Raw genomic sequence first — 22541 nt, forward strand, 5'->3', positions numbered from 1 at the left:
CAGCCCCGGGCACCCGGGTGGTTGTTTTTCGGAGAATCGGCCCGATGTCGGATGCTCGGAGCATCCTTATCCGAATTCGGGGCGATTCTCCGAAATCGGCGGAGGGATGCCGGATGTCGGATGCCGGAGGCCGGCGCCGGCCCGCCGCGGGGATTTGCAGGATGCCACAACGCGGGGCGAGATCGCCCGCTGGCATCCTTGTATCGATGCGACAACCGGTTGGTGCATCCGTTGGAGGAGTCCTACCGTCGAATCGACTCCCCAGAACCTCGTCGAAAGGTGCCGTCATGGTCGACGCCGTCCGAATGAAGAAGCCCGCGGTCCACAAGCACACCCCCGCCGGGGGTGCGCCGACCGCGCCCCACACGGCCGATGAGGCGCAGGCACGCGCCGCCGCGGCGCACACGGACGAGCCGCGCATCGACATCCCGCAGGTCACCGACCTGTTGCTGGGCACGTGGGCCGAGACCCGCCGCGAAGCCCGCGAGATGATCAAGAACCCCGACTTCTGGCGCATCGAGGGCCAGCCGATGCCCGAGCACCGCGATCGCGTGCTCACCCAGCTGAAGCTGCTGGTCGAGGCCGGCGGTTCGCGTCGCGCGTTCCCGAAGGAGTTCGGCGGACTCGAAGACAACGGCGCCAACATCGCCGGCTTCGAAGAGCTCGTGCTCGCCGACCCCAGCCTGCAGATCAAGTCGGGCGTGCAGTGGGGCCTGTTCGGCTCCGCGGTGTACCAGCTCGGCACGCAGAAGCACTGGGATGCCTGGCTGTCCGACATCATCGACCTGAGCCTGCCGGGCGCGTTCGCGATGACCGAGACCGGGCACGGGTCGGATGTCGCGGCGATCGGCACCACGGCGACGTACGACCCGCAGACGGAGGAGTTCGTCATCCACACCCCCTTCCGCGGGGCATGGAAGGACTACCTCGGCAACGCCGCGCTGCACGGCAAGGCCGCGACCGTCTTCGCGCAGCTCATCACCGGCGGGGTCAACTACGGGGTGCACTGCTTCTTCGTGCCGATCCGCGACGACGAGGGCGCGTTCCTGCCCGGTGTCGGCGGCGAGGACGACGGCTACAAGGGCGGTCTGAACGGCATCGACAACGGCCGGCTGCACTTCGACCAGGTGCGCGTGCCCCGCTTCAACCTGCTCGACCGGTACGGCCAGGTCGCGGCGGACGGCAGCTACACCAGCGACATCCCGAGCCCGGGGCGCCGCTTCTTCACGATGCTGGGCGCCCTCGTGCAGGGGCGGGTGTCGCTCGACGGGGCATCCACCACGGGGGCCGCGCTCGCCCTCGACATCGCGATCACCTACGCGAATCAGCGGCGCCAGTTCGACTCCGGCGCGGGCACGCCGGAGGTCGTGCTGCTGGACTACGGCAAGCACCAGCGGCGCTTGCTGCCGCGCCTGGCGACCGTGTACGCGCAGGCGTTCGCGCACGACGTGTTCCTGCGCAAGTTCGACGGGGTGTTCTCCGGCCGGGCCGACACCCCGACCGAGCGCGAGGACCTCGAGACCCTGGCGGCGGCCCTGAAGCCGCTGTCGACCTGGAACGCACTGGACACCATCCAGGAGTGCCGTGAGGCGTGCGGCGGATCGGGATTCCTCGCCGAGAACCGCCTCGTCGGGCTCCACGCCGACCTCGACGTCTACGTCACCTTCGAGGGCGACAACAACATCCTGCTGCAGCTGGTCGGCAAGCGGCTGCTCAGCGACTACGCCAAGCAGTTCAAGGGCAAGGATGCCGCGACCGTCGCGCGCATCGCCGCGCGGCAGACCGCCGGCGACCTGTTCCACGGTGCGGGCCTGCGCCGTCTCGGCCAGGCGGTCGGCGACCTCGGCTCCACGGCCCGCTCGGTGGAGCGCGGCCTGCGCGAGGACCAGCAGCACGAGCTGCTCGCGGGTCGCGTGCAGCAGATGATCGCGGACATCGCGGGTCGGCTCCGTCCGGCATCCAAGCTCTCCCCGGCGGATGCCGCCGGCCTTTTCAACGCGAACCAGGCCGAGCTGATCGAGGCGGCCCGCGCGCACGGCGAGCTGCTGCAGTGGGAGGCGTTCACGGACGCGCTGGCGACGGTTCAGGATGCCGGCACCCGCCACGTGCTCACCTGGCTGCGCGACCTCTTCGGTCTGAGCCTCATCGAGAAGCACCTCGCCTGGTACATCATCAACGGGCGCCTGTCGACCCAGCGCGCGGCGGCGGTGTCGTCGTACATCGACCGGCTGTGCACGCGGCTGCGGCCGCACGCGCAGGACCTCGTCGACGCCTGGGGCTTCGAGCCGGAGCACGTGCGTGCACCCATCGCACTCGGCGCCGAGCAGGAACGCCAGGACGAAGCGCGCGCGTACTTCGCTCAGCTCGCGGCATCCGGCCAGGCGCCCACACCGGAGAAGAAGATCAAAAAGTCCTGATCGATCCAACATTTCGGGGCCATCGGCGCGGAGCCGTCGGTGGCCCCGACTGTGCGTGCGGCCCTGCACGACGTACGCTCGTTGTCGGATTCGGTTCCCGATCACGCCGATTCCGCTTCCCGGCGCCCCCGTGCGAAGCACGATGACAGCATGAAGGAGGACGGCCGTGGCCAGCTTCCCGCCCGACTCTTCCGAACCCGAGGCCCTCGCCACACTCGGCAGCCGCATCGGCGCCTGCGTCATCGACGCGGTGCCGTTCGCGATCATCGGCGCGCTGAGCGGCATCATCACGATCATCATCGGCGTGAGCGGCGTCAGCTCCCACGAGATCGGCCAGGCCGGCTCCGGCGCCGGGGTCGTGCAGGTCATCGCCGCGGTGCTCATGTTCGCCTGGTGGCTGACGATCACGATCATGCAGGGCGGGCAGGGGTCGGTCGGCCAGCGCATCTGCGGCATCCACGCGGTGGATGCCCGTGACGCGCGCCCGCTCGGGTTCCTGCGGTCGGCGCTGCGCAACATCGTGTGGCTGGCCAGCTGCCTGATCCTGGTCGGCTTCGTCACCCCGCTGTTCGACGAGAAGCTGCACCAGGGGTGGCACGACAAGGCCGCTGGTTCGCTCGTGGTCGAACGCGTGCGGGTCTCCGGCGTCGCCGGTGCGGTGCGCGCGGTCGCGAGTCCCGACTTCGTCGCGGCCAGCTCGGTGGTCCCGGCTGCGACCGCCCCGATTCCGTCGCTTCGCCCCACGCCCTCCGTGCCGCCCGTCCCGCCGCCGCCCGCCCCGGCGGTCTCGCTCATCTGGGACGACGGCACCCGCATCCCCGTCCACGCGCGGACGGTGTTCGGGCGCAACCCGCAGGCGCAGGACGGCGCCGCCGTGATTCCGGTGCAGGACGACTCGCTGTCGCTGTCCAAGACTCATTTCCAGATCGAGATCGCCACGGACTCCGCGTACATCACCGATCTGAACTCGACCAACGGCACCGTGCTGGTGCGCTCGGGGACGCATGAGCGTCTCACGCCGGGCGTACGCGTACCGCTGCGGCCGGGCGATCAGCTCGAGTTCGGCGACCGGTTCGCCGTGGTGGGGCGCTCGTGACGGCGGTCGGTACGAACCTGACGGTGGTCGCGGGTGCGGCGACGGATGTCGGGCAGCGCCGCACGGTGAACGAGGACTCCTTCCTCGTCGAATCTCCCATGTTCCTCGTCGCCGACGGGATGGGCGGGCACGACGCCGGGGACCTGGCATCCGCCGCGGTCATCGCGGAGTTCACCCGGCTCGCGGGCCGAGCGGGTCTCGACGCCGAGGAGGTGCAGGAGACGATCCTCCGAGCCCAGGAACGCGTCACGCACATCGCGGGCGGCGGCAACGCCGGCACCACGCTGACGGGCGCGGTCGTGTCGTGGCGCGGCGACGATCCGTACTGGCTCGTCGTGAACATCGGCGACTCGCGCACCTACCGGTTCACGGCCGGCGGCATCGAGCAGATCAGTGTGGACCATTCGCTGGTGCAGGAGCTGGTCGACGCGGGCGCGCTGGATGCCGAGTCCGCCGCGATGGATCCACGACGCAACGTCATCACCCGCGCGATCGGCGGCGGCGACCACAGCGTCGCGAATGCAGACTACTGGCTGCTGCCGGCCGCGCAGGGCGATCGCCTGCTCGCCTGCTCGGACGGCCTCACCGGTGAACTGTCCGACGACGAGATCGCCGAGGTGCTCGCCGACATCGCCGATCCGGGCGAGGCCGCGACCGAGCTCGTGCGCCGGGCGGTGGAGCACGGCGGACGCGACAATGTGACCGCGGTCGTGGTCGACATCCCGTCCGAGCCCTTCGACGACGACATCGAAGACACCGTTCCGACCGGTCGCGTCGAGGCATCCTCGGCGCCCTCCGCGCCGCGCCTGATCGACGGGATGGGGCGATGAACGCCTCGCCGATGATCGGCGAGGACGGCGTCGCGCGCTGCCCGTGGGTGGGCATCGACCCCGAGTACCGCCGCTATCACGACGAGGAGTGGGGAACGCCACTGCACGGCGACCGTGCCCTGTTCGAGAAGATGAGCCTCGAGGGATTCCAGGCGGGGCTCAGCTGGATCACGATCCTGCGCAAGCGCCCGGCCTTCCGGGCGGCGTTCGAGGGCTTCGACCCGATGATCGTGGCCGCCTACGGCGACGCGGACGTCGAGCGGCTGATGGGGGATGCCGGCATCGTCCGCAATCGGGCCAAGATCGAGGCCGCGATCGGAAACGCCCGGCTCGTCACGGAGATGGCCGAGGGCGAGCTCGACGCGCTGATGTGGAGTTTCGCGCCGGATGCCCCGGGTCCGCGTCGCGCGTCGATGGGGGAGATCCCCGCGGTGACGCCGGAGTCGGAGGCGATGTCGAAGGCGCTGCGCAAGCGCGGGTTCCGCTTCGTCGGCCCGACGACGATGTATGCGCTCATGCAGTCCGCGGGGATGGTCGACGACCACCTCGCCGGATGCTGGCGCGCCGCCTGACGCGAGGTCAGATTCCGAGTTCTTGACGGAACACGGCCAGCCCTTCGGGGGCGATGTCGAGCGGCGTCATGCCGCCGCGGTCCGGTCCCGGGTCGGCCCCGCTCGGGACGAAGAGGGTGGATGCGGCCAGGGTCCAGAGCACGCTCTGCATCGTGAGCGCGCCGTCGCGGACACGGGCGACGGCGCGATCGACGACGGGTTGGGTCGGCGGGTTCATTCGGCTACCTCCTGCGGGAAACGGTGACGGGCTTCCTCATCGGTGACGGGATGGGACGAATGTCCATCGCCGATCCACCAAGTGCGGCAGACGGGGCACCGATAGAGGAGGTCAGCCGGCGAAGTTGTCGCAACGAGCCTCGGCCCAGTGCCGTTGTAAACGCCCTCGAGGCACACGTTGCACCCTCGTTCACGCATGGTCAGTATCTCCACAGGCCCGCTGACCATCACGATGAGGAACCCCGGAGAACCGCCACCGCAGCGCAACGCGGCCACCGTCGTACCCTCATGCCAGAATCAGCACCACGACCCCGGCAACGACGCCGAACACAGCAACTCATCGGCGCGACGAAAGATCGAGGCTGGATGCCGGTCAGTTCCCCATGCGACACGCTGATCTCATAGGCAGACGCGTGGTTCACCAGAGGCGGATCTGCTCACGCACGACGGCACGTCGCTTCTCGAACTCCGCGGCGTGAGCCGGATTGCTTCCCCAAATCGCGTAGGCATCATCCCAGAATTCGTCAAGATCCTCAGCGGCCCGGTCCAGGTCTCCAAAGTACGCCTCGACGAACTGTCGGCTACCGGTGATCAGTGAGTACTCGTGCACTGAATAGAGGATCGCCGCTGGACGATCAAGGCTGAAAAGAATAAAGCTCCGCCCGGCATAGATTGCCCCGATGGCGCGCACGCGGGCTCCATCTTCGTCCGCCCACCCTAACGCGCGAGGAGGGTCCGGAACCTCTACGAGGTCAGACACTTCACCGGAGAAGACCGCAGCGGCGAACCATCTCGTCTCCGGATATTGATCGCACGCTCGGGCGAGCTTTGTCACATTATGCGCACCCGCATGGCTTTCATTGTCCTCGGCCATCGCAAACACCATCGGGTCACTCAGCCATTCAGGCGACAACCGGTAGTCATCCGGCCCGGCCAAACGGTAGGCGCGCGTCAATGCCGCCCGGCGCGTGTCAGGATCGTGAATGTCGCGAACTGCCCGTGCAGTCTCGTCTCTGTCTGCATTCATTGGTACCTCACCTTGATGTTTGCTGTGCCGCTCGGGCGTTGCATCTCGAGTGTCGGCGGTCCGGCCGAACTCCGTCCGCGGACATTGACGGTCGTGCCGTCGATCAATACCGCCACCTTCGTTCCGTTCGGATACTCGACTACTTCAAGGCCGACCGTGAGATCCTGGAAATCTCTGGCGGCATCTGTGTAGTCACCGGGTTTGTTGTACTGCCTGAGACCGTTCTTGTTTCGCAGAAGGTCTGCACCGCGGCACAGGCTATCTATCGCCCCGTCGATCTGCTCACCCGTCAAACCGCGCGCGGCTACGCCCTTGGGCTCGGCCCCCTTACCGCTCATGAGTTCGTCGAGGTTGAGTTCGCCTTGATCACCGGCGACGGTGCGGCGCACTGCCGGTGCCGTCTTGCGCAGCGCGTTCTCGAACAGGGCCCCCGCCTTCGAGATCAGCCCGTGCAGCGCCCCCAGCAGCCCGGCGAGCTTCTTGCACGCGGTCAGCAGCTCGGTCAGCTTGGTGCCGATCTTCGCCACCCAGGATGCCACCCGGGTACTGACCTGCTCGATGATCCACGGCGTCGCCAAGCCGAGCGAGAAGACAGCCTCCGCGGCCCACGAGATTGCCGACCCCACCAGTTGCGACAACACATCCCGCACCAGGTCGTGCACCAACTGCACCACCTGCGACGCCACCCGCAGGCCGGTCGCCATCGCGCCCGCCCAGGATGCCGCACCCGCCAGATGGGCGGCGGCATCCGCCTGGAAACGGCGATACGCATCGATCGCCTCACCCGCCAGACTGTCCAGGTCCGTCACGCGGCGGGTCAGCTCCGCACCCGACACCTGCAACTGGGTCTGGATGTTCGTCCACGTGGCCGCGAACGCCTCCACCTCACCCGCGTTGCCGGTCAGGTCATCGAACCAGCCCTTGATCGGTTCCAGATGATCGATCAACCAGCCAAGGCCCGACGCGATCAGCGAGCCGAGCGGGTCCGACACCGCCGCGACCGTGTCCACCCCGACCGCGAACGCCGACAGACCACCCGCCAGCCAATCCCCCGACTCGATCGCATGAACCAGCTGCGCACCATCATCCAACAAACCCGTGCCCGACAACGGAGTCGCGGTATCCACCGCAGAGGCCACCAAAGGATTCCCCGACACCGTCACCCCCTGCGGCCGGTTGCACACGCGAACCCTTTCGACCCTACATCGGGGTGAGATCACGCCCCGGTGGAAGGTCGAGAAGGTGCGTCACCTCGGCGCTCCCCGGTTCCAGCCGGGCTGTTCAAGAAGGCAGTCGTCGTGTTCGCGACGGCGGCACTCGTCGGCGAACGCGGCTGCGGCGGTCTCATCCGAACCGAATCGCTCGTATTGGTCGGGGGTGAGCGTGTAGTACTCGTTGTAGTCCGCGACACCGCTCGTCACTGGAATCCACAGACACGGGTCGCCGGTCGCGGCGATGGTCCCGAGAGAGAAGCGCATCCAGGTTCACGAGAGTTCGCGTCATCCGCAGCGCCGGCATCCTCACACCGCCGTTCCGCGGTTCCAGCCCGGCTGCTGCATCAGCAGATCGTCGTGGCGGTGCGCGCGGCACTCAGCAGCGAAGCGCGCGGCGACCGCCTCATCGACGAGCAGGGCCGAATACTGGGCATCGGAGATCTCGTAGTACTCCTCGTAGTCGACGAGTCCGTTGCTGACGGGGATCGACAAGTATCGGCGGCCGGACTGCTCTTCGATTCCCAGCGCGTACCGGTGCGTTCGCGAGAACGCGGTGTCGGTGAACTTCACACGCACCTTCCCCTCATCCGATCAGCGCCTTGCCGGCTGAGGACCCCGTGCGTCTCAGCCACGGTGCTCCTCCTGCTCGTCGCCCGGCCGTCCGTACAAACCCTTCCCCGCCGGAGCCGGATCCGCGGCGCCGCGTCGCCGGCGCAGCACGCCGAGGGTCCCGATGACCACGAGCAGCACCGCCGCGACGGTCCCCGCGACCACCAGCCCCTGGATCGCGGCGGCATCCATCCGCGGCTCGTGTGCCACCGTCACCGTGGGCTGCCCGGCGGGCGGCAGCGGCGCGGCCGCGTTCGCGTCGAACGGGCTCACCGGGCCCCGCACCGAGGGGCCGGGAACGAGCGCGATCGCCTCGTACGGCTGCACCGAGCCCCAGCCCGAGACGTCGTCGCGCTGATCCGGGTCGGCCCGGACGGCCGTCGCTTCGAGCCGATAGGCCCACTGCGCCGGCGTCTCGTCGGGGTGGGCGGATGCCACCAGGGCGGCCGCGGCCGAGACGTACGCGGTCGCGAAGCTCGCCGCCGGGTGGTCGGTCGCGTAGACGCAGTCGCCGCCGGCGGAGGACGTCGTCGCGACGTTCTGCCCCGGGGCGCTCAGCGCGACGTGCGGGCCGTGGATGGTCGCATCCGTCACGACTCCGACGGCATCCGTTGCGGCGACGCCGACGGCACCGGCCGAGCCGGCCGGGTACCGGGCGCCGTTGCGGACCGTCGTGTCGACCGCGAGCGAAGCGTCGCGATTGCCCGCGCTCGCGACCACCAGGCTGCCCCGGCTCGTGGCGTAGTTGACGGCGGCATCCAGCGCGGGCTCGTGCACGGCCGTCGACAGCGACACGTTGATGATCTGCGCGTGCCGGTCGGCGGCGGTGCGGATGCCGGCGGCCAGTCGATCGACCGAGGGCCCGGTGCCGCCCTTCACCTGCTCGTCCGACGTGCCGGCGAAGACGCGCACCGACAGGATCCGGGCGCCCGGGGCGAGACCGGCGACAGCGGAGCCCGGGATGCGGCGTGCCGCGATGATCCCGGCGACCGCGGTCCCGTGCCCGTCGGCATCCGCCGGACCGCCGCCGGGCACCAGGTCGACCGACGCGGCCATCGCCCCGGTCAGGTGGGGATTGGCGGCATCCACCCCGGAATCCACGACCGCGACGGTCACTCCCGCGCCGCGCGTGACGCTCCAGGCGAGGTCGCTCTGCAGCTCGGTCAACGCGGTCGGCGGCTGCGTGATCCGCGTGGATGCCGTGCACTGGCCGGAGTCGGCGACGACCGGCGCAGCCCACCCGACCGCAGCCAGCACGAGCCCGAGGGAGAGGGTCCCGGCGGCGCCGCGGCCGATCGCGCGGCCCATCAGTTCTCCGGTGTCTTCCCCGCTGCGGCCTCGGTGAGCGCCGGACCGGTCGCGAACAGCGCCGTCCACGCGCTCGGAGCGGTGCCGACGTCGCGCTTCGCGTAGCCGAGCCGCTTGATCGTCTCGGTGGTCGCACCGGGCATCCCGTACGCCGTGCCGGTCGCGTCGATGAGCGTGACCATGCCGGATGCCTGATCGCCGCGGCCTCCGGCACGCACGAGGGCGCCGTGTCCGGCGGCGACGTGGGCCCCCGCTGCGACGGCGACCGAGTCTGGCTGCGTCGCGAGGACACTGTGCGCGCCGGACGCGTCGTGGGTGAGCTGTGCGCACGGGCGCATCCCGGCGGCCATCGGCGTGAAGCCCGCGGCAGGCCAGTCCGCCCCGCCGGCGGGATGCGCGGACGAACCGAGGCCCGCGACATCGGCCGCGGAGACCTCCGACACCGTCGCCGCCGTCGTGCCGCCGCCGAGCTGGTACAGCTGCCAGGCGAGCGGGGACAGCTTGGCGAGCGTGCCGTCCGGCTGAACGAGGAAGCGCTCCGCGGCCGGGCTCCCCTTCACGTGCACGACCTCGCCGACCGTGAGGCCACTGCCCGGCACGGACTTTCCGGCATCCGCAACCGTGATCGGTCCGAGCGGGGTTCCCGGCGTGAACAGATTCAGCCAGGATGCCGACACCCTCTGCGGCACGACCGAGGCGAGGCCGGCCGCACGGAGCACGGCATCCGTCTCGGACGCGTCGACCGCGTACCGGCGCTGCCCTTCGACGACGTACCGCGTGCCGCCCGACTCGACGACCGCGGCCGTGTCGGTGGTCGCGACCCCGTTGCCGCCGCCGACGCGCACGTCGACCCGTGCCGCCGGGATCGCGCACGCGCTCCACGCGTCGCCGATGAGCGCCGAGGATGCCGGCAGCGAATCCGGCGCGCCGACGATGCCGAGCGTCGACCCGAGCTTGAGGTCGGCGAGGGTCTGCTGGTCGGTCGACACGATGCCGAAGTCGCCCGACGGGATCAGCAGCCGCGCGCTGGCGATGTTGATCACCGGGTGCAGGGTGCCGTCGACCGTGACGTAGCGCGAACCGCTGTCTTTGGCGATCACCATCCGCCCGTTCTGCCACCCGTTCGGCAGCCCCGGACGCACCAGGCCGTAGAAGACGCCGGCGAGCAGCACGACGACGGTCAGTCCGATCGCGACGAACACGGCCCGCAGTGGGGCTGCCGGCTCGAGCTCCTTGCCGCCGGGCGCACCGCTGACGAACGCTGTCAGCAGTCGCCTGCGCGAGAAGCTCTGCGCGGCGATGAGGTCGCTCTTGGTGGCCACGCGGCGGTCACGCCCAACCGGCGGCGATGACGCCGAGAGGCAGCAGCACGGCGAGGATCACGACCTCCGCCGTGTCGGCCAGGCGGCCGAGACGCGTGCGCACCCGCGGAGAGAGGAGCGTCACCGTGATCACGACGGCGGCGGCGATGAGCAGCGCGACCAGCATCACCGGTCGCAGCGCCGGCTGGGCGATCGACACCGTGATGCCGGTGACGGCGAGGCCGACCGTGCCGAGCGTCATGAGGGCGATCACGGTGCTGCGGGCATACGCCTGACGCGACGGGAACATCATGCCCAGGAAGGCCAGGGCACACAGCGCCGCACCCGCCGGGTTCGCGGCGGCCACCAGCGGCGTCGCGGTGAGGACCGCCAGCCCGAGTGCCACGCGCAGCGCGATCATGACGCGGTGGCCGCGTGCGGTGCGCCGCCGCACGTCCTCGGTGTCGATCGGCACCGGATCGGCGAAGACCTCGGCGTCGCTCTGTGCGGAGATCACCCGCATGCGGGTCGAACTCAGCGCCAGCCACGGCAACCCATTGCCCAGGGTGGCGACGACGGCGACCATGATCGCGTAAGTGGCGACCGCGCCGCCGGGGAAGAGCGCGGCGATCGTGGCGGTCACGGCGACGACGGCGCCCGCGGTGATCGGGGTGAGCGTGCTCGCCGGATGCCCCGCCACGACGCCGAACGCGGCCGCGCCGACGAGCAGCGCGCCGAGGCCCGCGGCCGCGAGCGGCCACCCCCAGAGCGGCTGGGCGGCCGGGACGGCGAGGTAGCCGGCGACGGCGGCGAAGGCGGATGCCGCGAGCCCGAGTCCTTGTCCGGCTTCGCTCTGGCCGAGGCGTCCGACCACCGCCGCGACGACGAGCAGCGCGATGCTGCCGCCGGCGGCGATGAGTGCGCCGACCGTCAGAGCGGGGCCGGCGGCGAGCAGCAGCAGAGCACAGAGGCCGAGCAGCGTGAGGCTGACCGCGAGCGCGGTGCGCGCGTTGTCCTGCGGGGTCCACGGCCGGTGCTGCTCCGCGGTCGCGTCGATCACCGCTTCGACGATGTCGTCGTACACCCGCGGCTGGGCGAGCAGGCCGCCGCGCGCGAGGGTCAGCAGCTCACCCGGCTCGACGCCCTGCTCGGCCGCGCCACGGGAGGCATCCAGCGTGGAACCGTCCGGCCGCTGCAGCGCGTACCCGCCGTGAGCAAGCGACGGATCGAGGATGCCGAGGCTGCGCGCGAAGCCGGGCATGAGCTCGATGAGCGGCACCTGGGCGGGCACTCCGACGTCGAGGCGGCGACCCTCGCTCTGCACGGTGATCCGCAGCAGCGCGCGTGAAGCGCTCACGGCGTGGCTCACTGCAGCGTCCCCCCGGTCGGTTGCTCGGTGCCTCCGAGTCTAACCGGAGGGCCGAATCACCCTGTGGACAGGCCGGGAGCCGCCCGACCGACCGGGTTAGCATCGGGGGCATGTCCGACTTCACCTCCGCAGAATTCGACGCCGACCTCGCGATCGCGAAGGTGCAGCAGCAGATCGACGACGCCCAGCGCCGCGCCGAGAAGGCGAGCGCGATGCGCGCCGACGTCGAGGCGATCCGCGGCACGGCATCCTCGCCGAAGCGCGAACTGACAGTCACGGTGGATGCCGCCGGCCGCCTCGCCGCCGTCGACCTCACCGACCGCGCCCTCGACCTGCCGGCGCGCGACCTCGGGCAGCTGATCGTCGAGACCGCGAACCGCGCGCAGCGTGCCGCCGGAGAGAAGGCGCTGGCCCTCGCCGCCGACGCGTTCGGCGAGGAGTCCCCGGTGGTCGACCGGCTGCGCACGGAACTCGACCGCACCCCGCCCTCGGAGGCGAACGACCTGCACTGAGGTCCGCCGTGTCGGGGAATCCTTTGGTGGCGTCGGCGGTGGATACTGCGACTCCGTTGTCGGGCACGGGTTTGCTGGATGATGGTGCGCAGCTGGTTCATGCGATCGAGTCGGGGGATTGGCTGGCGGGTGGTTTGTCGGCGTTCGCGGTCGGGGTGGACACGGTCGCGGCGGTGTCGGACCCGCTCGGCTCGCTGATCGCGTCGGGCCTTGGCTGGTTGATCGATCATCTGGAACCGATCAAGGGCTGGTTCGATGACCTGACCGGCAACGCGGGTGAGGTGGAGGCGTTCGCGGCCACGTGGACGAACATCCAGACCCAGTTGCAGGCGTCGGGTGCGGAGCTGACCCGCCGCGTGACGGACCTGGATTCTCTGGCGGGTGAGGCGATCGATGCGTATCGCCGTTTCCAGGCGGATGCCGCCGCGCACCTGGCGGGTGCGGCATCCTGGGCGGGTGCGATGGCGACCGGTCTGCGGGTGGCGTCGCAGGTGGTGCAGTTGGTGCACGACCTGGTGCGGGATGTGTTGTCGCAACTGGTGGGGTCGGCGATCTCGTGGGCCGCGGAGGCTGTCTTCTCGCTCGGCTTGGCGACGCCGTGGATCATCGAGCAGGTCAGTACCCGGGTGGCGTCGTGGGTGGCGAAGATCGGCACCAAGCTGACCGAGCTGCTGACCGCGTGCAAGAAGCTCGCCGGGCTGCTGGGGGAGCTGCACGGGCTGATCTCGAAGGCGGGGGCCCTGTTCGAGAACGCGCTGCGCAAGACGGCCCCGGCGCTGCGCCGCACCGTCGCCGGTGATCAAGGCGAACTCAACCTCGACGAGCTGATGAGGTCTGGGCGAACGATGGATGACGTGCGGCCGCAGGTCCCCCCAGACCGCGCGATCAACATCGTCGACTTGCTGACTCAGCTTCCCACGGGGAGACAGAACTTTGTCCGAGTCGTTCCAGACGACGCCGCGGTTCGGCGCGTTTTCGAAGAACTCTCGATCGGCAGTCGTCCCGGTTTCTGGCAAGGCTTCCGGGGTACCGTTGTGGAGTGCGACGACGGCACGCAGATCGGGCTCAGAGAGTATTCGAAGAGTGGCGGCCCATCGATCGACATCAAGTTGCCTGACGGCACCCGTTACCGAATTCACGTGGATCACTCATGACAACGCGTCGAACACCGAGAGAAGACCTTCTCGTGGGCGGTTTGGACGACTGGGCAGACCTCAGCTGGGTGGTCCAATCCGTCCGCACGTCCGGCATGACCGACACAGCGGAACTGCGGAGGCATGCACTCGAGCTGATCGATGACGTCCTCCGGGGCGGTCTCATGGTCGCCGGCGACATCAATGCCGACGGGTTCCATCCGTGGGGGACTGGCAGCGATGAGTCGGCGTCGCGAATCGAGCGCGAGTGGACAGCGGGCTGGGGCGATGCGATCCCACCACCCGGGGCCGTCGTATGGCTCTCCAATACAGATGCGGGTGACGCGCTGGCCCGCGAGGTGCTCCGTCGTGAGGCGCACAGCTGATCGTCCCTCGCTTTCCGAGCGACGTGCACTGAACGTTCAGGTCTTGTCCCCCGAAAGGAGGACAAGAATTCGGCCGATCCGGGGCATGTTTGATTCCTGCCGGGGCGGGTTGTTAGCCTCGGAGGCGGTGCCGGGTGCAACCGTCGCCGACCCCACAACGACGACTTGGAGGTTCTTGTGGCTGATGTGATCTCTGCCGAAGAGGGTGCGCTGCGCCGCGGAGCACAGGCGGTCGGGCAGGCGAAGGCCGGCATCGACCAGCAGGTGAAGTTCGTGCGCGGTGAGATCGAGCAGGTGCGCGGGTACTGGACGGGTGAGGCCGCCGGTGCGTACACGGTGCTCATGAACCGCTGGGACGAAGAGACGCGCAAGCTCAACGACGTGCTCATTACGCTCGAGGACGCCCTCACCGGCACCGATCGTGACCAGAACGCGACCGAGCAGACGCACCAGCAGACCATCTCCGGTCTTTCGTCGATGATGGGCGCCTGACCCCGGGGTCAGGACGCAGGAAAGGTTTCGATCATGCAGTCGATGTCAGTCAAGCCGGAGCAGGTCGTCGCGCTGGCCGGGCAGATCCGCACGGGTTCCAACGGGATCAAGTCGCAGCTCGAGCAGCTCGAGGGCGAGGTCACGAAGCTTCGCGGGTCGTGGAACGGTGCCGCGCAGGCCGCGTACGACGACGCCCAGCGCAAGTGGACCCAGTCGCTCACCGCGCTGAACACTCTGCTGGAGCAGATCTCGCAGAAGACCGAGGAGATGTCGCACGGGTACGTGTCCAGCGACAAGTCCTCGGCCGGCCGTTTCACTCTCTGACGCGCGTCCGCGTCTCGCATCCTCGGGCTCTCCATGCTGATCCTCTCCCTCGACGGTGACACCGCCGCGGCGGCGCAGCGTGCCGCGCAGACCCAGGTCGACCTGGTGCCCGGCCGAGCGCAGGTCAGCCAGGTCGTGGGCGATGACAGCGAGCACGCCACCGCGTCGTTCCTGAAACGGCTGCAGGCGGCGGCGGACCTGCTTGCCGACCATGCCGACGTCGTCCGTGTCGACGTGAAGCAGAACGTGGACGCGCTGCAGCACGTCGTCACGGCGATGCAGGAGACCGACGGCAAGTCGGCGGACTGGGTGAGGCAGCACACCGAGCTGGTCGGTCAGACCGCTGAGTCGACGACGGATGCCGACGTGCGCCGGGTGCAGGATGCCGCGACGGTGTCGGCTCCCGGTGCGGCCGGTCCCGCCGCCACTCCGGCGCAGGGCGCGAGCGACGGCGGGCAGTGGTGAGGCGCGTCGTCGGCGCCGCCGTGGCGCTGGCCCTCCTGGCTGTGCCGCTGCTCGGCGCCGGCACGTCGGCATCCGCATCCGAGCAGGCGAGCAACTGGTGGTACGACCGGTACGGCGTCGCCCAAGCGCATGACGCAGGCTGGACCGGCAAGGGCGTGAAGATCGCGGTGATCGATCTGCAGATCAACTCCAAGCTGCCGGTGTTCAGCGACGCCCGCCTCACCGTCGACCACGACCCGCTGTGCGAGGACGGCACGGTCGAGTCCACCGTGGCCGACCACGACACGCTCCACGGGTCCGATATCACGGCTCTGCTGGTCGGAAACGGCCGGGGGCAGGGATCGGTCCGCGGGATCGCGCCCGACGCCTCGGTGACGTTCTATGGGCTCGGGTTTCCCACGTGCGCGCAAGACGCACGACCGGGGACGCAGGTCGGCATCGCAGAAGGCATCGAGCGCGCCATCGCCGATGGTGCGGACATCATCTCGCTGTCGGTGTCCCTCCCGTCGATGAACCCCGGCTCGATCCAGGCGGTCGCCGATGCCATCGGCCACGGGGTCATCGTCGTCGCGGCACAGCCGAACAGCACCACGGGAGCCGAAGCCGCCACGCCGTACCCGATGGTTCTCAACGGCGTCGTGACGGTCAATGCGCTCGACGACAAGGGTTTGCTGCAGAGGGATGCGGACGACCCGAGCAAGCAGGATGTCTGGCCGGAGGTGACCGTCGTGGCCGCCGGGGTCGGCTTCCCGTCGGTCAACTGGACGCAGCGGCAGTCCATCACGGGTTCCTCCCTCGCGACGCCGCTGGTGGCCGGGATGCTGGCGGACACGTGGCAGAAGTATCCGGATGCCACCGCGAATCAGCTGATCCAGTCGCTGATCCGCAACACCGGGACGACGACGCATGAGCTGACGGTCCAGACCAACGGGATCGGCTATGGCGCCGCCTCGCTGCGGCACCTGCTCGCCGTCGATCCCACGAAGTACGCCGACACCAACCCGCTGATGAACAAGGCCTCCGGAAAGCCGACCGCAGCACAGGTGGCTGCGGTCGAGGCATCGCCGAAGCCGTCTGCGTCCGCCGCCACAGGCGCGGTCGCCGTTTCGGTGAGCGCGACACCGTTCGTGGTCGGCGGAGTCGGACTGCTCGTGGTGATCGTCGCGCTCCTCGTGCTCACGATCATCCTGGTCCGGCGCTCGCGCCGCACGAACGACGAGGAGCACACATGACCGGGCAGTGGGAGAAGCGGTTGCAGAACATCGCCACGGGAGGCTCCGACTTCGACGTCCCGAGCGCCGCGGAGCTGCACAGCTCCCTCGAAGCGCTCACGCCCGTGTTGCAGAAGGCCGCCGCCGACCCCGGGATCACGGGTGAGTCGGGACTCGCCGCAACCGCGGCCTTCGACGCCGTCGCCAAGCACGCGGCGATGGTGTCCCAGGTGGCGAAGCAGATTCAGGATGCCGCCGAGAAGGCGAACGCGGTGCGATCTCAGGCCGCGCGGGATCTGAGCAGGCTTCCCGGAGGCTCGCTGTCTTCGGGAGATGAGACCCTGGTGCGCGCCGCTGCTGCCGGGGCGACGATCCTGTTCCCCGGGTTCTCGGTGATCGCCGGTGACGGTGCGGTCGGAGCCATCAACTGGTTCCTCGGCAACCAGCGCGAGAGCCACGCGCAGACCGCCGTGCGAAACGCCAGCGACAGCTTCGACCGCATCGCGATTCCGATGCTCCCGGGGGCCCACGACAGGACGACGAGTCCGGTGACGCAGTCGACGGCGCCCGGTTCCGGATCGGAGGGTCCGGGCCCGAGCTACCGCAGCTATCCGGGATGGAACGACGACCCGCTGACGACGCACGCAGTGCCGGCCGGCTTGTCCGTCGGCACGGGGCTCGCGCCGATCCCGCGCCCGGGCGACGTCCACCACGGTGACACGGGGTCGTCGTCTGACTCGCTGCACCCGGTGGTCGTGCCGCCGGGGGGATCGCTGAACGTCGACGGTCCCACGGCTTCCGGCTCCACGACCCTCGGTCCGGGCGGATCGTCTGTCCTTGGGCCGGGCTCGGGTTCGGGTGGGCTGCTCGGTCATCCCTCCAGCGCGCTGATCGCGGGTGGCGGGTCCGCTGCCCTCCTCGGCGGGGGCAGGATGGCCGCGGCCGGCGGCTTCGGCGGGGCGCGAGGATTCGGCGCCGCCGGGCTGGGCGGGCCGGGAGCGGCATCCGGAATGGGCTCCTCGACGGTCGGCCCGAACGGACCGGCCGCGGCTCGCGGCGGTGGCCTGCTCGGACGCGCGGAGGCCGGCGGCGCGGCGAACGCGAACAACTCGGCTGCGGCCGGAGGACGCCCGGGCGCGGGCTCCGGTGCGATGGGCGCGGGATCCCGCGGCGGCGAGCACGGCTCGCGCTCGCGCAACCGCGGGCGCGGCCTCGGCGGACCGATGGCGCCGCAGCTCGAAGAGGATGCCGAGATCGGGCCGCGGTCCGAGGCCGCCGGTGCCGGCGGGCGTGACGAGATGAGCGAGCTGTGAGCGACCACATCGCGATCGACCACGATCTGATGCTGACCCAGGCGTCTCAGGTGGAGCGGGTCGCCGCCGACATCGCCGTGGCGCGGGATGCCACCCGTTCCACGAACATGGGCGGCGGCGCGTTCGGTGTGCTGTGCGGGTTCCTCGTGACACCGGCGACCGTGGTGGCGACGATCGCCGGCTCGGCGATCGGCTCGGCGGAGGGCATGGTGCGCCGCAGCGCGTCGGAGCTGCGCGGGGTGTCGAACGACATGACCCGGTTCGAGACGGATCTGCTGCAGTCGATCGCGCAGCTCGAGTCGCCGCTGGACTGAGGTCGAACATGTCGGGGAATCCTTTGGTGGCGTCGGCGGTGGATACTGCGACTCCGTTGTCGGGCACGGGTTTGCTGGATGATGGTGCGCAGCTGGTTCATGCGATCGAGTCGGGGGATTGGCTGGCGGGTGGTTTGTCGGCGTTCGCGGTCGGGGTGGACACGGTCGCGGCGGTGTCGGACCCGTTGGGGTCTTTGATCGCGTCGGGCCTTGGCTGGTTGATCGATCATCTGGAACCGATCAAGGGCTGGTTCGATGACCTGACCGGCAACGCGGGGGAGGTGGAGGCGTTCGCGGCCACGTGGACGAACATCCAGACCCAGTTGCAGGCGTCGGGTGCGGAGCTGACCCGCCGCGTGACGGACCTGGATTCTCTGGCGGGTGAGGCGATCGATGCGTATCGCCGTTTCCAGGCGGATGCCGCCGCCCATCTGGCGGGTGCGGCATCCTGGGCGGGTGCGATGGCGACCGGCCTGCGGGTGGCGTCGCAGGTGGTGCAGTTGGTGCACGACCTGGTGCGGGATGTGTTGTCGCAACTGGTGGGGTCGGCGATCTCGTGGGCCGCGGAGGCTGTCTTCTCGCTCGGCTTGGCGACGCCGTGGATCATCGAGCAGGTCAGTACCCGGGTGGCGTCGTGGGTGGCGAAGATCGGCACCAAGCTCACCGAACTGCTGACCGCGTGCAAGAAGCTCGCCGGGCTGCTGGGTGACCTGCACGGGCTGATCGCGAAGGCGGGCGCCCTGTTCGAGAACGCGCTGCGCAAGACCGCCCCGGCAGTGCGCCGCACCGTCGCCGGTGACCAGGGACTGCTCAACCTCGACGAGCTCATGGGCGGACGTAAGCTGGCCCCGCGCCGCGGCCGCGAGTACACGCTCGCCGACGGCAGCTCCTACACGACGCGGTGGTCGCCGGAGCAGATCGAGCACTGGACGACCGCCCGGGACGAACTCACCGACGCGCTGCACGGCACGGGACCTTCGATGGATGATCTGGTGGATCTCATCCACCGTCCCACCGATTCCCTGGCGCCGGACGACATCGCGTTCCTCAAGGACATGCGCGAGAAGATCGGGTGGGATGACTCCACGGTCTTCCAGAAGGTGATCCCGCCGGGTGAGAGCGTCGACCGCATCGCCGGCAGCTACACGTACCCAGTGGACAGCCTGCAGGGCTTCGTCACCCGCTTGCAGGATGTCACGCACTTCGCCGACCCGAAGGACGTCTACACCGGGCTGCGGCTCGACTACGCCAACTCGCCGTTCGACGGCTCGGGGATGAGCCCGGTGCAGATGCTTCGATATCAGGGAAGGGCCGGGAATGTCGACGTGCCGTTCAACGAAACGATCGGAGGCCACCCGTCGGGCTATGAGAGCCCAGCCCCTTTCACGGGCAACGGCTTCACGAGTTCGGGCATCCCGCATCCTGACGGGAATGTCGTGCCGGAGTTTCACGTGTCGGGCGTGAAAGTCAGCGACGGCGCTGAGATGTGGGAAGTGACTGAGACCGGCACGTACCGCTTGCTCGGCGTATTCAGAGAGCAAACCGGCTGGGTCGGTGTCGGAAGGTGAGGCAGCGTTGTGATTGGTGACGGGCTCCATCCCCGCGGCCCTTTTGGTGTGATCAACGGCGTCGAGGTGCCTCTGGTGGGCACCATGAGAGCAGGGGTGTTCGGCGTGCCGGTCGACTCGGTTTCCCTTCGTGCTGAGGATGCCCCACCCGGGGTGACGGTGCTACCGGACTTTGGGCCGTCGGCGCCGGGGATCATCTCCATTCCGCGGTCCGAGGTCGCAGATGCGGTCGAATGGAACTGGTACGCGTGGGTCGACGAGGATTGGTGCTGGGTCGCGAACATACGGGACGGCAAGCTCTTCGTGTCGACCGTGGTCTCGGCGACGGCGGCGAAGAATCCTGAATGGGAGGGCGACCGTTACAACGGCTGGGGGCGGTGGATCGATCCCGAAGGAGTGGAGTTGAAGGCGGAGTCTCGCCCTCTTGCGGGCGGTGGGAGTTCATGACGCCCCAGCAGCTGACGATTGGTGAGGGGCTGCACCCGCGTGGGCTTTTCGGTGTGAGCCAGGGTGTCGAGGTGCCTCTATTGGGGATGATGAGCGCCGGTTCGTTCGGAGTGCCGGTCGAGTCAGTGTCGCTTCGGGTTGAGGATGCGCCGCCGGGCGTCACCGTGTTGCCGTTTAGCGGCCCCGAGACACCCGGTGTGATCTCCATTCCGCGCTCGGAAGTCACGGATGCCGTCGGGTGGACGTGGTACGCGTGGGTGGATGACGAGTGGTGCTGGGTGGCGAATATTCGTGACGGGAAGCTGCTGGTTGCGACGGGATCGTCGCTGACGGCGGCGAAGGATCCTGCGTGGGAGGGCGACCGCTACAACGGCTGGGATCGGTGGATCGACCCTGCGGGCGTGGAGCTGAAGGCGGAGTCTCGCCCGCTCGCGGGTGGCGGGGGCTGATGACGGCGAGTGCGGCACGAGACGAAGCGCACCACGCTGGACCGAGTGAAACGATGACGGATTCGGCGATCGGTGACGGCTTACACCCCCGTGGAATGCACGGGTGGTTGGCGGGGCGCGAGACCCCCATCGCCTCGACGGGTAAGGCTGGGACATTCGACGTAGCCGTTGATTGGGCATCGGTTCGTCGCGAGAACGCTCCTGTCGGCGGGTCGCGGCCGGGGCTCGACGGATCCATGCCTCCTGGTCCCGACTATGTCCGGATTCCACTGTCGGAGTTCACCGATCTGGTGTCGTGGAACTGGTACGCGTGGGTCGACGACGAGTGGTGCTGGGTAGGGAACATCCGCGACGGCAAGCTGCTTGTCGCAACCGGCTCGTCCGCGACGGCGGCTAAGGATCCCGACTGGGAAGGCGACTACTGCAACGGGTGGGATCGCTGGGTCGATCCTGAGGGCGTGGAGTTGAAGGCGGAGTCTCACCCGGTGGTCCGCGGTCGGGCATCCCGATCCTGAGCGGACTGGATGGACACGAGCATGGTGACGAACAACGAAGGATGGTCGGTGTGACAGCTCTGCAGAAGCTTCTGTTCCCCGCGACGACGGCTGCGTACCTGCGGCAGGGGTCGTCGCTGCTGGCGGGCCCGGTGGTGCGGATCGCGGACGCGATCGGATGGCGCACGCCGGTCGAGGTGCTATCGGCGTACGGGCTGGATGCCGCGGGGGTCGAATCGGTCGACGTACTGCGGTTCGAGAACACCCCGCTCACCCGGCTTTCGGTGCCGCAGGCGGGGGATGCGACCTCCGTCGCCGGGTACGACCTCGGATTCCTGCGGGGTCCCGGGGCGGGCGTGGTGCCGGTGTGGGATGTCGCCCCGACGACGGTGCCGCGGGACTCGGAGCTCTGGCGCATCCACGCCGACGGCAAGCAGGAACTCATCTCTGCCTACGCCGGCCCGGCGTTCGGATGGCGGGGCACGGGTGTATTCGTGCCGCCGACCATGATCCCGGGTCCGCGCGCGCAGTGGCACGGCGCCGAGTATGCGGCATCCTGGACCGACCCCGGGCACCTGGAGATCGTCACGTTGGCCGAGACCGCGCCCGACGGATTCGAGCAGACCCGCCCGAACGTGTTCCGCCGGGTCGTGGAGGCCGCGGAGTGCTCCCGCATCTTCGAGGTGTCGTTCACTTCTGTGTGGCGCGGCGCGATCCGCTGCACCATGCTGCAGTCGAACCAGGAGCAGGCGGCGGTGCTGCTGCATTGCGACGCGCAGACCGCGGCAGACGCGGGAGCGGTGGCGCTCGAGCCCGGAGTGTTCTGGCACCTCGTCCCGCAGGCGGAGCTCACCGAGGTGTCCGGGACGACGAGCGAGCTGCCCGTCGCCTGAACGGGCGTGTACCTCGCGATGAACGATGACGGCGAGTCTCGCATCCGTCGGATGGAGACGGCTGGGGGTTGATCGGGTAGGCCTGCGCGGTGAGGGCCTGAAGCATGGTCGAGAGGTAACGCGAGATGGCGATTGGCGAGGGGCTGCACCCGCGGGGACGGTTTGCGGTGATCGGCGGGGTTGAGGTGCCGCTGTTGGGGACGATGGAGGCGGGTGCCTTCGGTGTGCCGGTCGACTCGGTGTCGCTTCGTGCTGAGGATGCCCCGCCAGGGGTGACGGTGCTGCGTGACTGGCCGGCGTCGCCCGGTGTCATCTCGATTCCGCGTTCTGAGGTGACGGATGCCGTCGGGTGGACGTGGTACGCGTGGGTGGATGACGAGTGGTGCTGGGTCGCGAACATACGGGACGGCAAGCTCTTCGTGTCGACCGTGGTCTCGGCGACGGCGGCGAAGAATCCTGAATGGGAGGGCGACCGTTACAACGGCTGGGGGCGCTGGATCGATCCTGAGGGCGTGGAGCTGAAGGCGGAGTCTCGCCCGCTGGCGGGCCGGGGGCGCTGATCGAGCGCATGGGAGGATGGA

At 69.4% G+C, this 22541-nt stretch carries 27 protein-coding genes; 19 read left to right on the top strand and 8 right to left on the bottom strand.

What is annotated here, in order from left to right; all coding sequences use genetic code 11:
• Window positions 1-287 precede the first annotated feature (287 nt).
• The 4 genes from LK09_RS13045 (at window position 288) to LK09_RS13060 (ending at window position 4915) form a co-directional block, all read left to right on the top strand.
• Window positions 288-2417 (top strand): acyl-CoA dehydrogenase family protein, encoded by a 2130-nt coding sequence (locus LK09_RS13045; protein ID WP_039400089.1) that lies wholly within the window; start codon window positions 288-290, stop codon window positions 2415-2417.
• A gap of 166 nt (window positions 2418-2583) precedes the next feature.
• Window positions 2584-3513 carry an RDD family protein gene (locus tag LK09_RS13050; RefSeq protein ID WP_039400091.1) on the top strand — a complete coding sequence of 310 codons (930 nt, stop codon included), beginning with the start codon at window positions 2584-2586 and terminating at the stop codon, window positions 3511-3513.
• A complete protein-coding gene (locus tag LK09_RS13055) occupies window positions 3510-4343 on the top strand; it encodes a PP2C family protein-serine/threonine phosphatase (protein ID WP_231563036.1) in 834 nt (277 codons plus the stop codon). Before LK09_RS13050 ends, LK09_RS13055 begins: the two co-directional genes overlap by 4 nt.
• Window positions 4340-4915: a DNA-3-methyladenine glycosylase I gene (locus LK09_RS13060; RefSeq protein WP_039400093.1), complete on the top strand. Its 576-nt coding sequence runs from the start codon at window positions 4340-4342 to the stop codon at window positions 4913-4915. Before LK09_RS13055 ends, LK09_RS13060 begins: the two co-directional genes overlap by 4 nt.
• A gap of 7 nt (window positions 4916-4922) precedes the next feature.
• Here the strand turns inward: LK09_RS13060 and LK09_RS13065 are convergent, their stop codons facing one another.
• The 8 genes from LK09_RS13065 to eccD all read right to left on the bottom strand — a co-directional run bounded on the left by LK09_RS13065 (window position 4923) and on the right by eccD (window position 11947).
• Window positions 4923-5132, bottom strand: coding sequence for a hypothetical protein (locus LK09_RS13065; RefSeq protein WP_039400095.1), 210 nt, complete (start codon window positions 5130-5132; stop codon window positions 4923-4925).
• A gap of 417 nt (window positions 5133-5549) precedes the next feature.
• On the bottom strand, window positions 5550-6158 hold the full coding sequence (locus tag LK09_RS21525; RefSeq protein WP_156138793.1) for a hypothetical protein: 609 nt from the start codon (window positions 6156-6158) through the stop codon (window positions 5550-5552).
• A complete protein-coding gene (locus LK09_RS20790; RefSeq protein ID WP_156138795.1) occupies window positions 6155-7297 on the bottom strand; it encodes a hypothetical protein in 1143 nt (380 codons plus the stop codon). Before LK09_RS20790 ends, LK09_RS21525 begins: the two co-directional genes overlap by 4 nt.
• 108 nt (window positions 7298-7405) lie before the next feature.
• Entirely contained in the window at window positions 7406-7636 is a 231-nt protein-coding gene (locus LK09_RS13080) for a hypothetical protein (protein ID WP_039400100.1), read from the bottom strand.
• A 42-nt stretch (window positions 7637-7678) separates the two neighbouring features.
• Window positions 7679-7948, bottom strand: coding sequence for a hypothetical protein (locus LK09_RS13085; RefSeq protein WP_197061052.1), 270 nt, complete (start codon window positions 7946-7948; stop codon window positions 7679-7681).
• A 48-nt stretch (window positions 7949-7996) separates the two neighbouring features.
• Window positions 7997-9289, bottom strand: coding sequence for a S8 family serine peptidase (locus tag LK09_RS20795; RefSeq protein WP_052226742.1), 1293 nt, complete (start codon window positions 9287-9289; stop codon window positions 7997-7999).
• Entirely contained in the window at window positions 9289-10611 is a 1323-nt protein-coding gene (gene eccB, locus LK09_RS20800) for a type VII secretion protein EccB (protein WP_052226743.1), read from the bottom strand. The genes LK09_RS20795 and eccB overlap by 1 nt, the downstream gene beginning before the upstream one ends.
• 7 nt (window positions 10612-10618) lie before the next feature.
• Window positions 10619-11947 (bottom strand): type VII secretion integral membrane protein EccD, encoded by a 1329-nt coding sequence (eccD, locus tag LK09_RS13095; RefSeq protein WP_231563037.1) that lies wholly within the window; start codon window positions 11945-11947, stop codon window positions 10619-10621.
• Window positions 11948-12069: 122 nt separating this feature from the next.
• Here eccD and LK09_RS20805 point away from each other — a divergent pair, with 122 nt between their 5' ends.
• From LK09_RS20805 to LK09_RS13170, 15 genes are all read left to right on the top strand, one after another.
• Complete coding sequence (locus LK09_RS20805) at window positions 12070-12471, top strand: YbaB/EbfC family nucleoid-associated protein (RefSeq protein WP_052226744.1); 402 nt, start codon at window positions 12070-12072, stop codon at window positions 12469-12471.
• A 26-nt stretch (window positions 12472-12497) separates the two neighbouring features.
• Window positions 12498-13625 (top strand): hypothetical protein, encoded by a 1128-nt coding sequence (locus LK09_RS20810; protein WP_052226745.1) that lies wholly within the window; start codon window positions 12498-12500, stop codon window positions 13623-13625.
• A 41-nt stretch (window positions 13626-13666) separates the two neighbouring features.
• On the top strand, window positions 13667-13990 hold the full coding sequence (locus tag LK09_RS13110; protein ID WP_156138797.1) for a hypothetical protein: 324 nt from the start codon (window positions 13667-13669) through the stop codon (window positions 13988-13990).
• 177 nt (window positions 13991-14167) lie between these two features.
• On the top strand, window positions 14168-14482 hold the full coding sequence (locus LK09_RS13115; RefSeq protein WP_039400111.1) for a WXG100 family type VII secretion target: 315 nt from the start codon (window positions 14168-14170) through the stop codon (window positions 14480-14482).
• Window positions 14483-14515: 33 nt separating this feature from the next.
• A complete protein-coding gene (locus tag LK09_RS13120) occupies window positions 14516-14806 on the top strand; it encodes a WXG100 family type VII secretion target (protein ID WP_052226746.1) in 291 nt (96 codons plus the stop codon).
• A 33-nt stretch (window positions 14807-14839) separates the two neighbouring features.
• Window positions 14840-15271, top strand: coding sequence for a hypothetical protein (locus tag LK09_RS13125; protein ID WP_039400115.1), 432 nt, complete (start codon window positions 14840-14842; stop codon window positions 15269-15271).
• Complete coding sequence (locus LK09_RS13130) at window positions 15268-16503, top strand: S8 family serine peptidase (RefSeq protein WP_197061053.1); 1236 nt, start codon at window positions 15268-15270, stop codon at window positions 16501-16503. Before LK09_RS13125 ends, LK09_RS13130 begins: the two co-directional genes overlap by 4 nt.
• Window positions 16500-17795 carry a hypothetical protein gene (locus tag LK09_RS13135; protein ID WP_039400120.1) on the top strand — a complete coding sequence of 432 codons (1296 nt, stop codon included), beginning with the start codon at window positions 16500-16502 and terminating at the stop codon, window positions 17793-17795. Before LK09_RS13130 ends, LK09_RS13135 begins: the two co-directional genes overlap by 4 nt.
• Window positions 17792-18109: a hypothetical protein gene (locus tag LK09_RS13140; protein WP_039400123.1), complete on the top strand. Its 318-nt coding sequence runs from the start codon at window positions 17792-17794 to the stop codon at window positions 18107-18109. The genes LK09_RS13135 and LK09_RS13140 overlap by 4 nt, the downstream gene beginning before the upstream one ends.
• A 26-nt stretch (window positions 18110-18135) precedes the next feature.
• Complete coding sequence (locus tag LK09_RS20815; RefSeq protein WP_156138799.1) at window positions 18136-19677, top strand: hypothetical protein; 1542 nt, start codon at window positions 18136-18138, stop codon at window positions 19675-19677.
• A 48-nt stretch (window positions 19678-19725) separates the two neighbouring features.
• Entirely contained in the window at window positions 19726-20124 is a 399-nt protein-coding gene (locus tag LK09_RS13150; protein ID WP_156138801.1) for a hypothetical protein, read from the top strand.
• A complete protein-coding gene (locus LK09_RS13155) occupies window positions 20121-20573 on the top strand; it encodes a hypothetical protein (RefSeq protein WP_039400127.1) in 453 nt (150 codons plus the stop codon). Before LK09_RS13150 ends, LK09_RS13155 begins: the two co-directional genes overlap by 4 nt.
• 236 nt (window positions 20574-20809) lie before the next feature.
• Window positions 20810-21088 carry a hypothetical protein gene (locus tag LK09_RS13160; protein ID WP_039400130.1) on the top strand — a complete coding sequence of 93 codons (279 nt, stop codon included), beginning with the start codon at window positions 20810-20812 and terminating at the stop codon, window positions 21086-21088.
• Window positions 21089-21138: 50 nt separating this feature from the next.
• Window positions 21139-21960 (top strand): hypothetical protein, encoded by an 822-nt coding sequence (locus tag LK09_RS13165; protein ID WP_156138803.1) that lies wholly within the window; start codon window positions 21139-21141, stop codon window positions 21958-21960.
• Window positions 21961-22154: 194 nt separating this feature from the next.
• On the top strand, window positions 22155-22520 hold the full coding sequence (locus tag LK09_RS13170; RefSeq protein WP_197061054.1) for a hypothetical protein: 366 nt from the start codon (window positions 22155-22157) through the stop codon (window positions 22518-22520).
• Window positions 22521-22541: the final 21 nt, after the last annotated feature.

Origin of the sequence: Microbacterium mangrovi (genome assembly GCF_000802305.1) — a bacterium.
In the GTDB taxonomy this organism is placed as follows: domain Bacteria; phylum Actinomycetota; class Actinomycetes; order Actinomycetales; family Microbacteriaceae; genus Microbacterium; species Microbacterium mangrovi.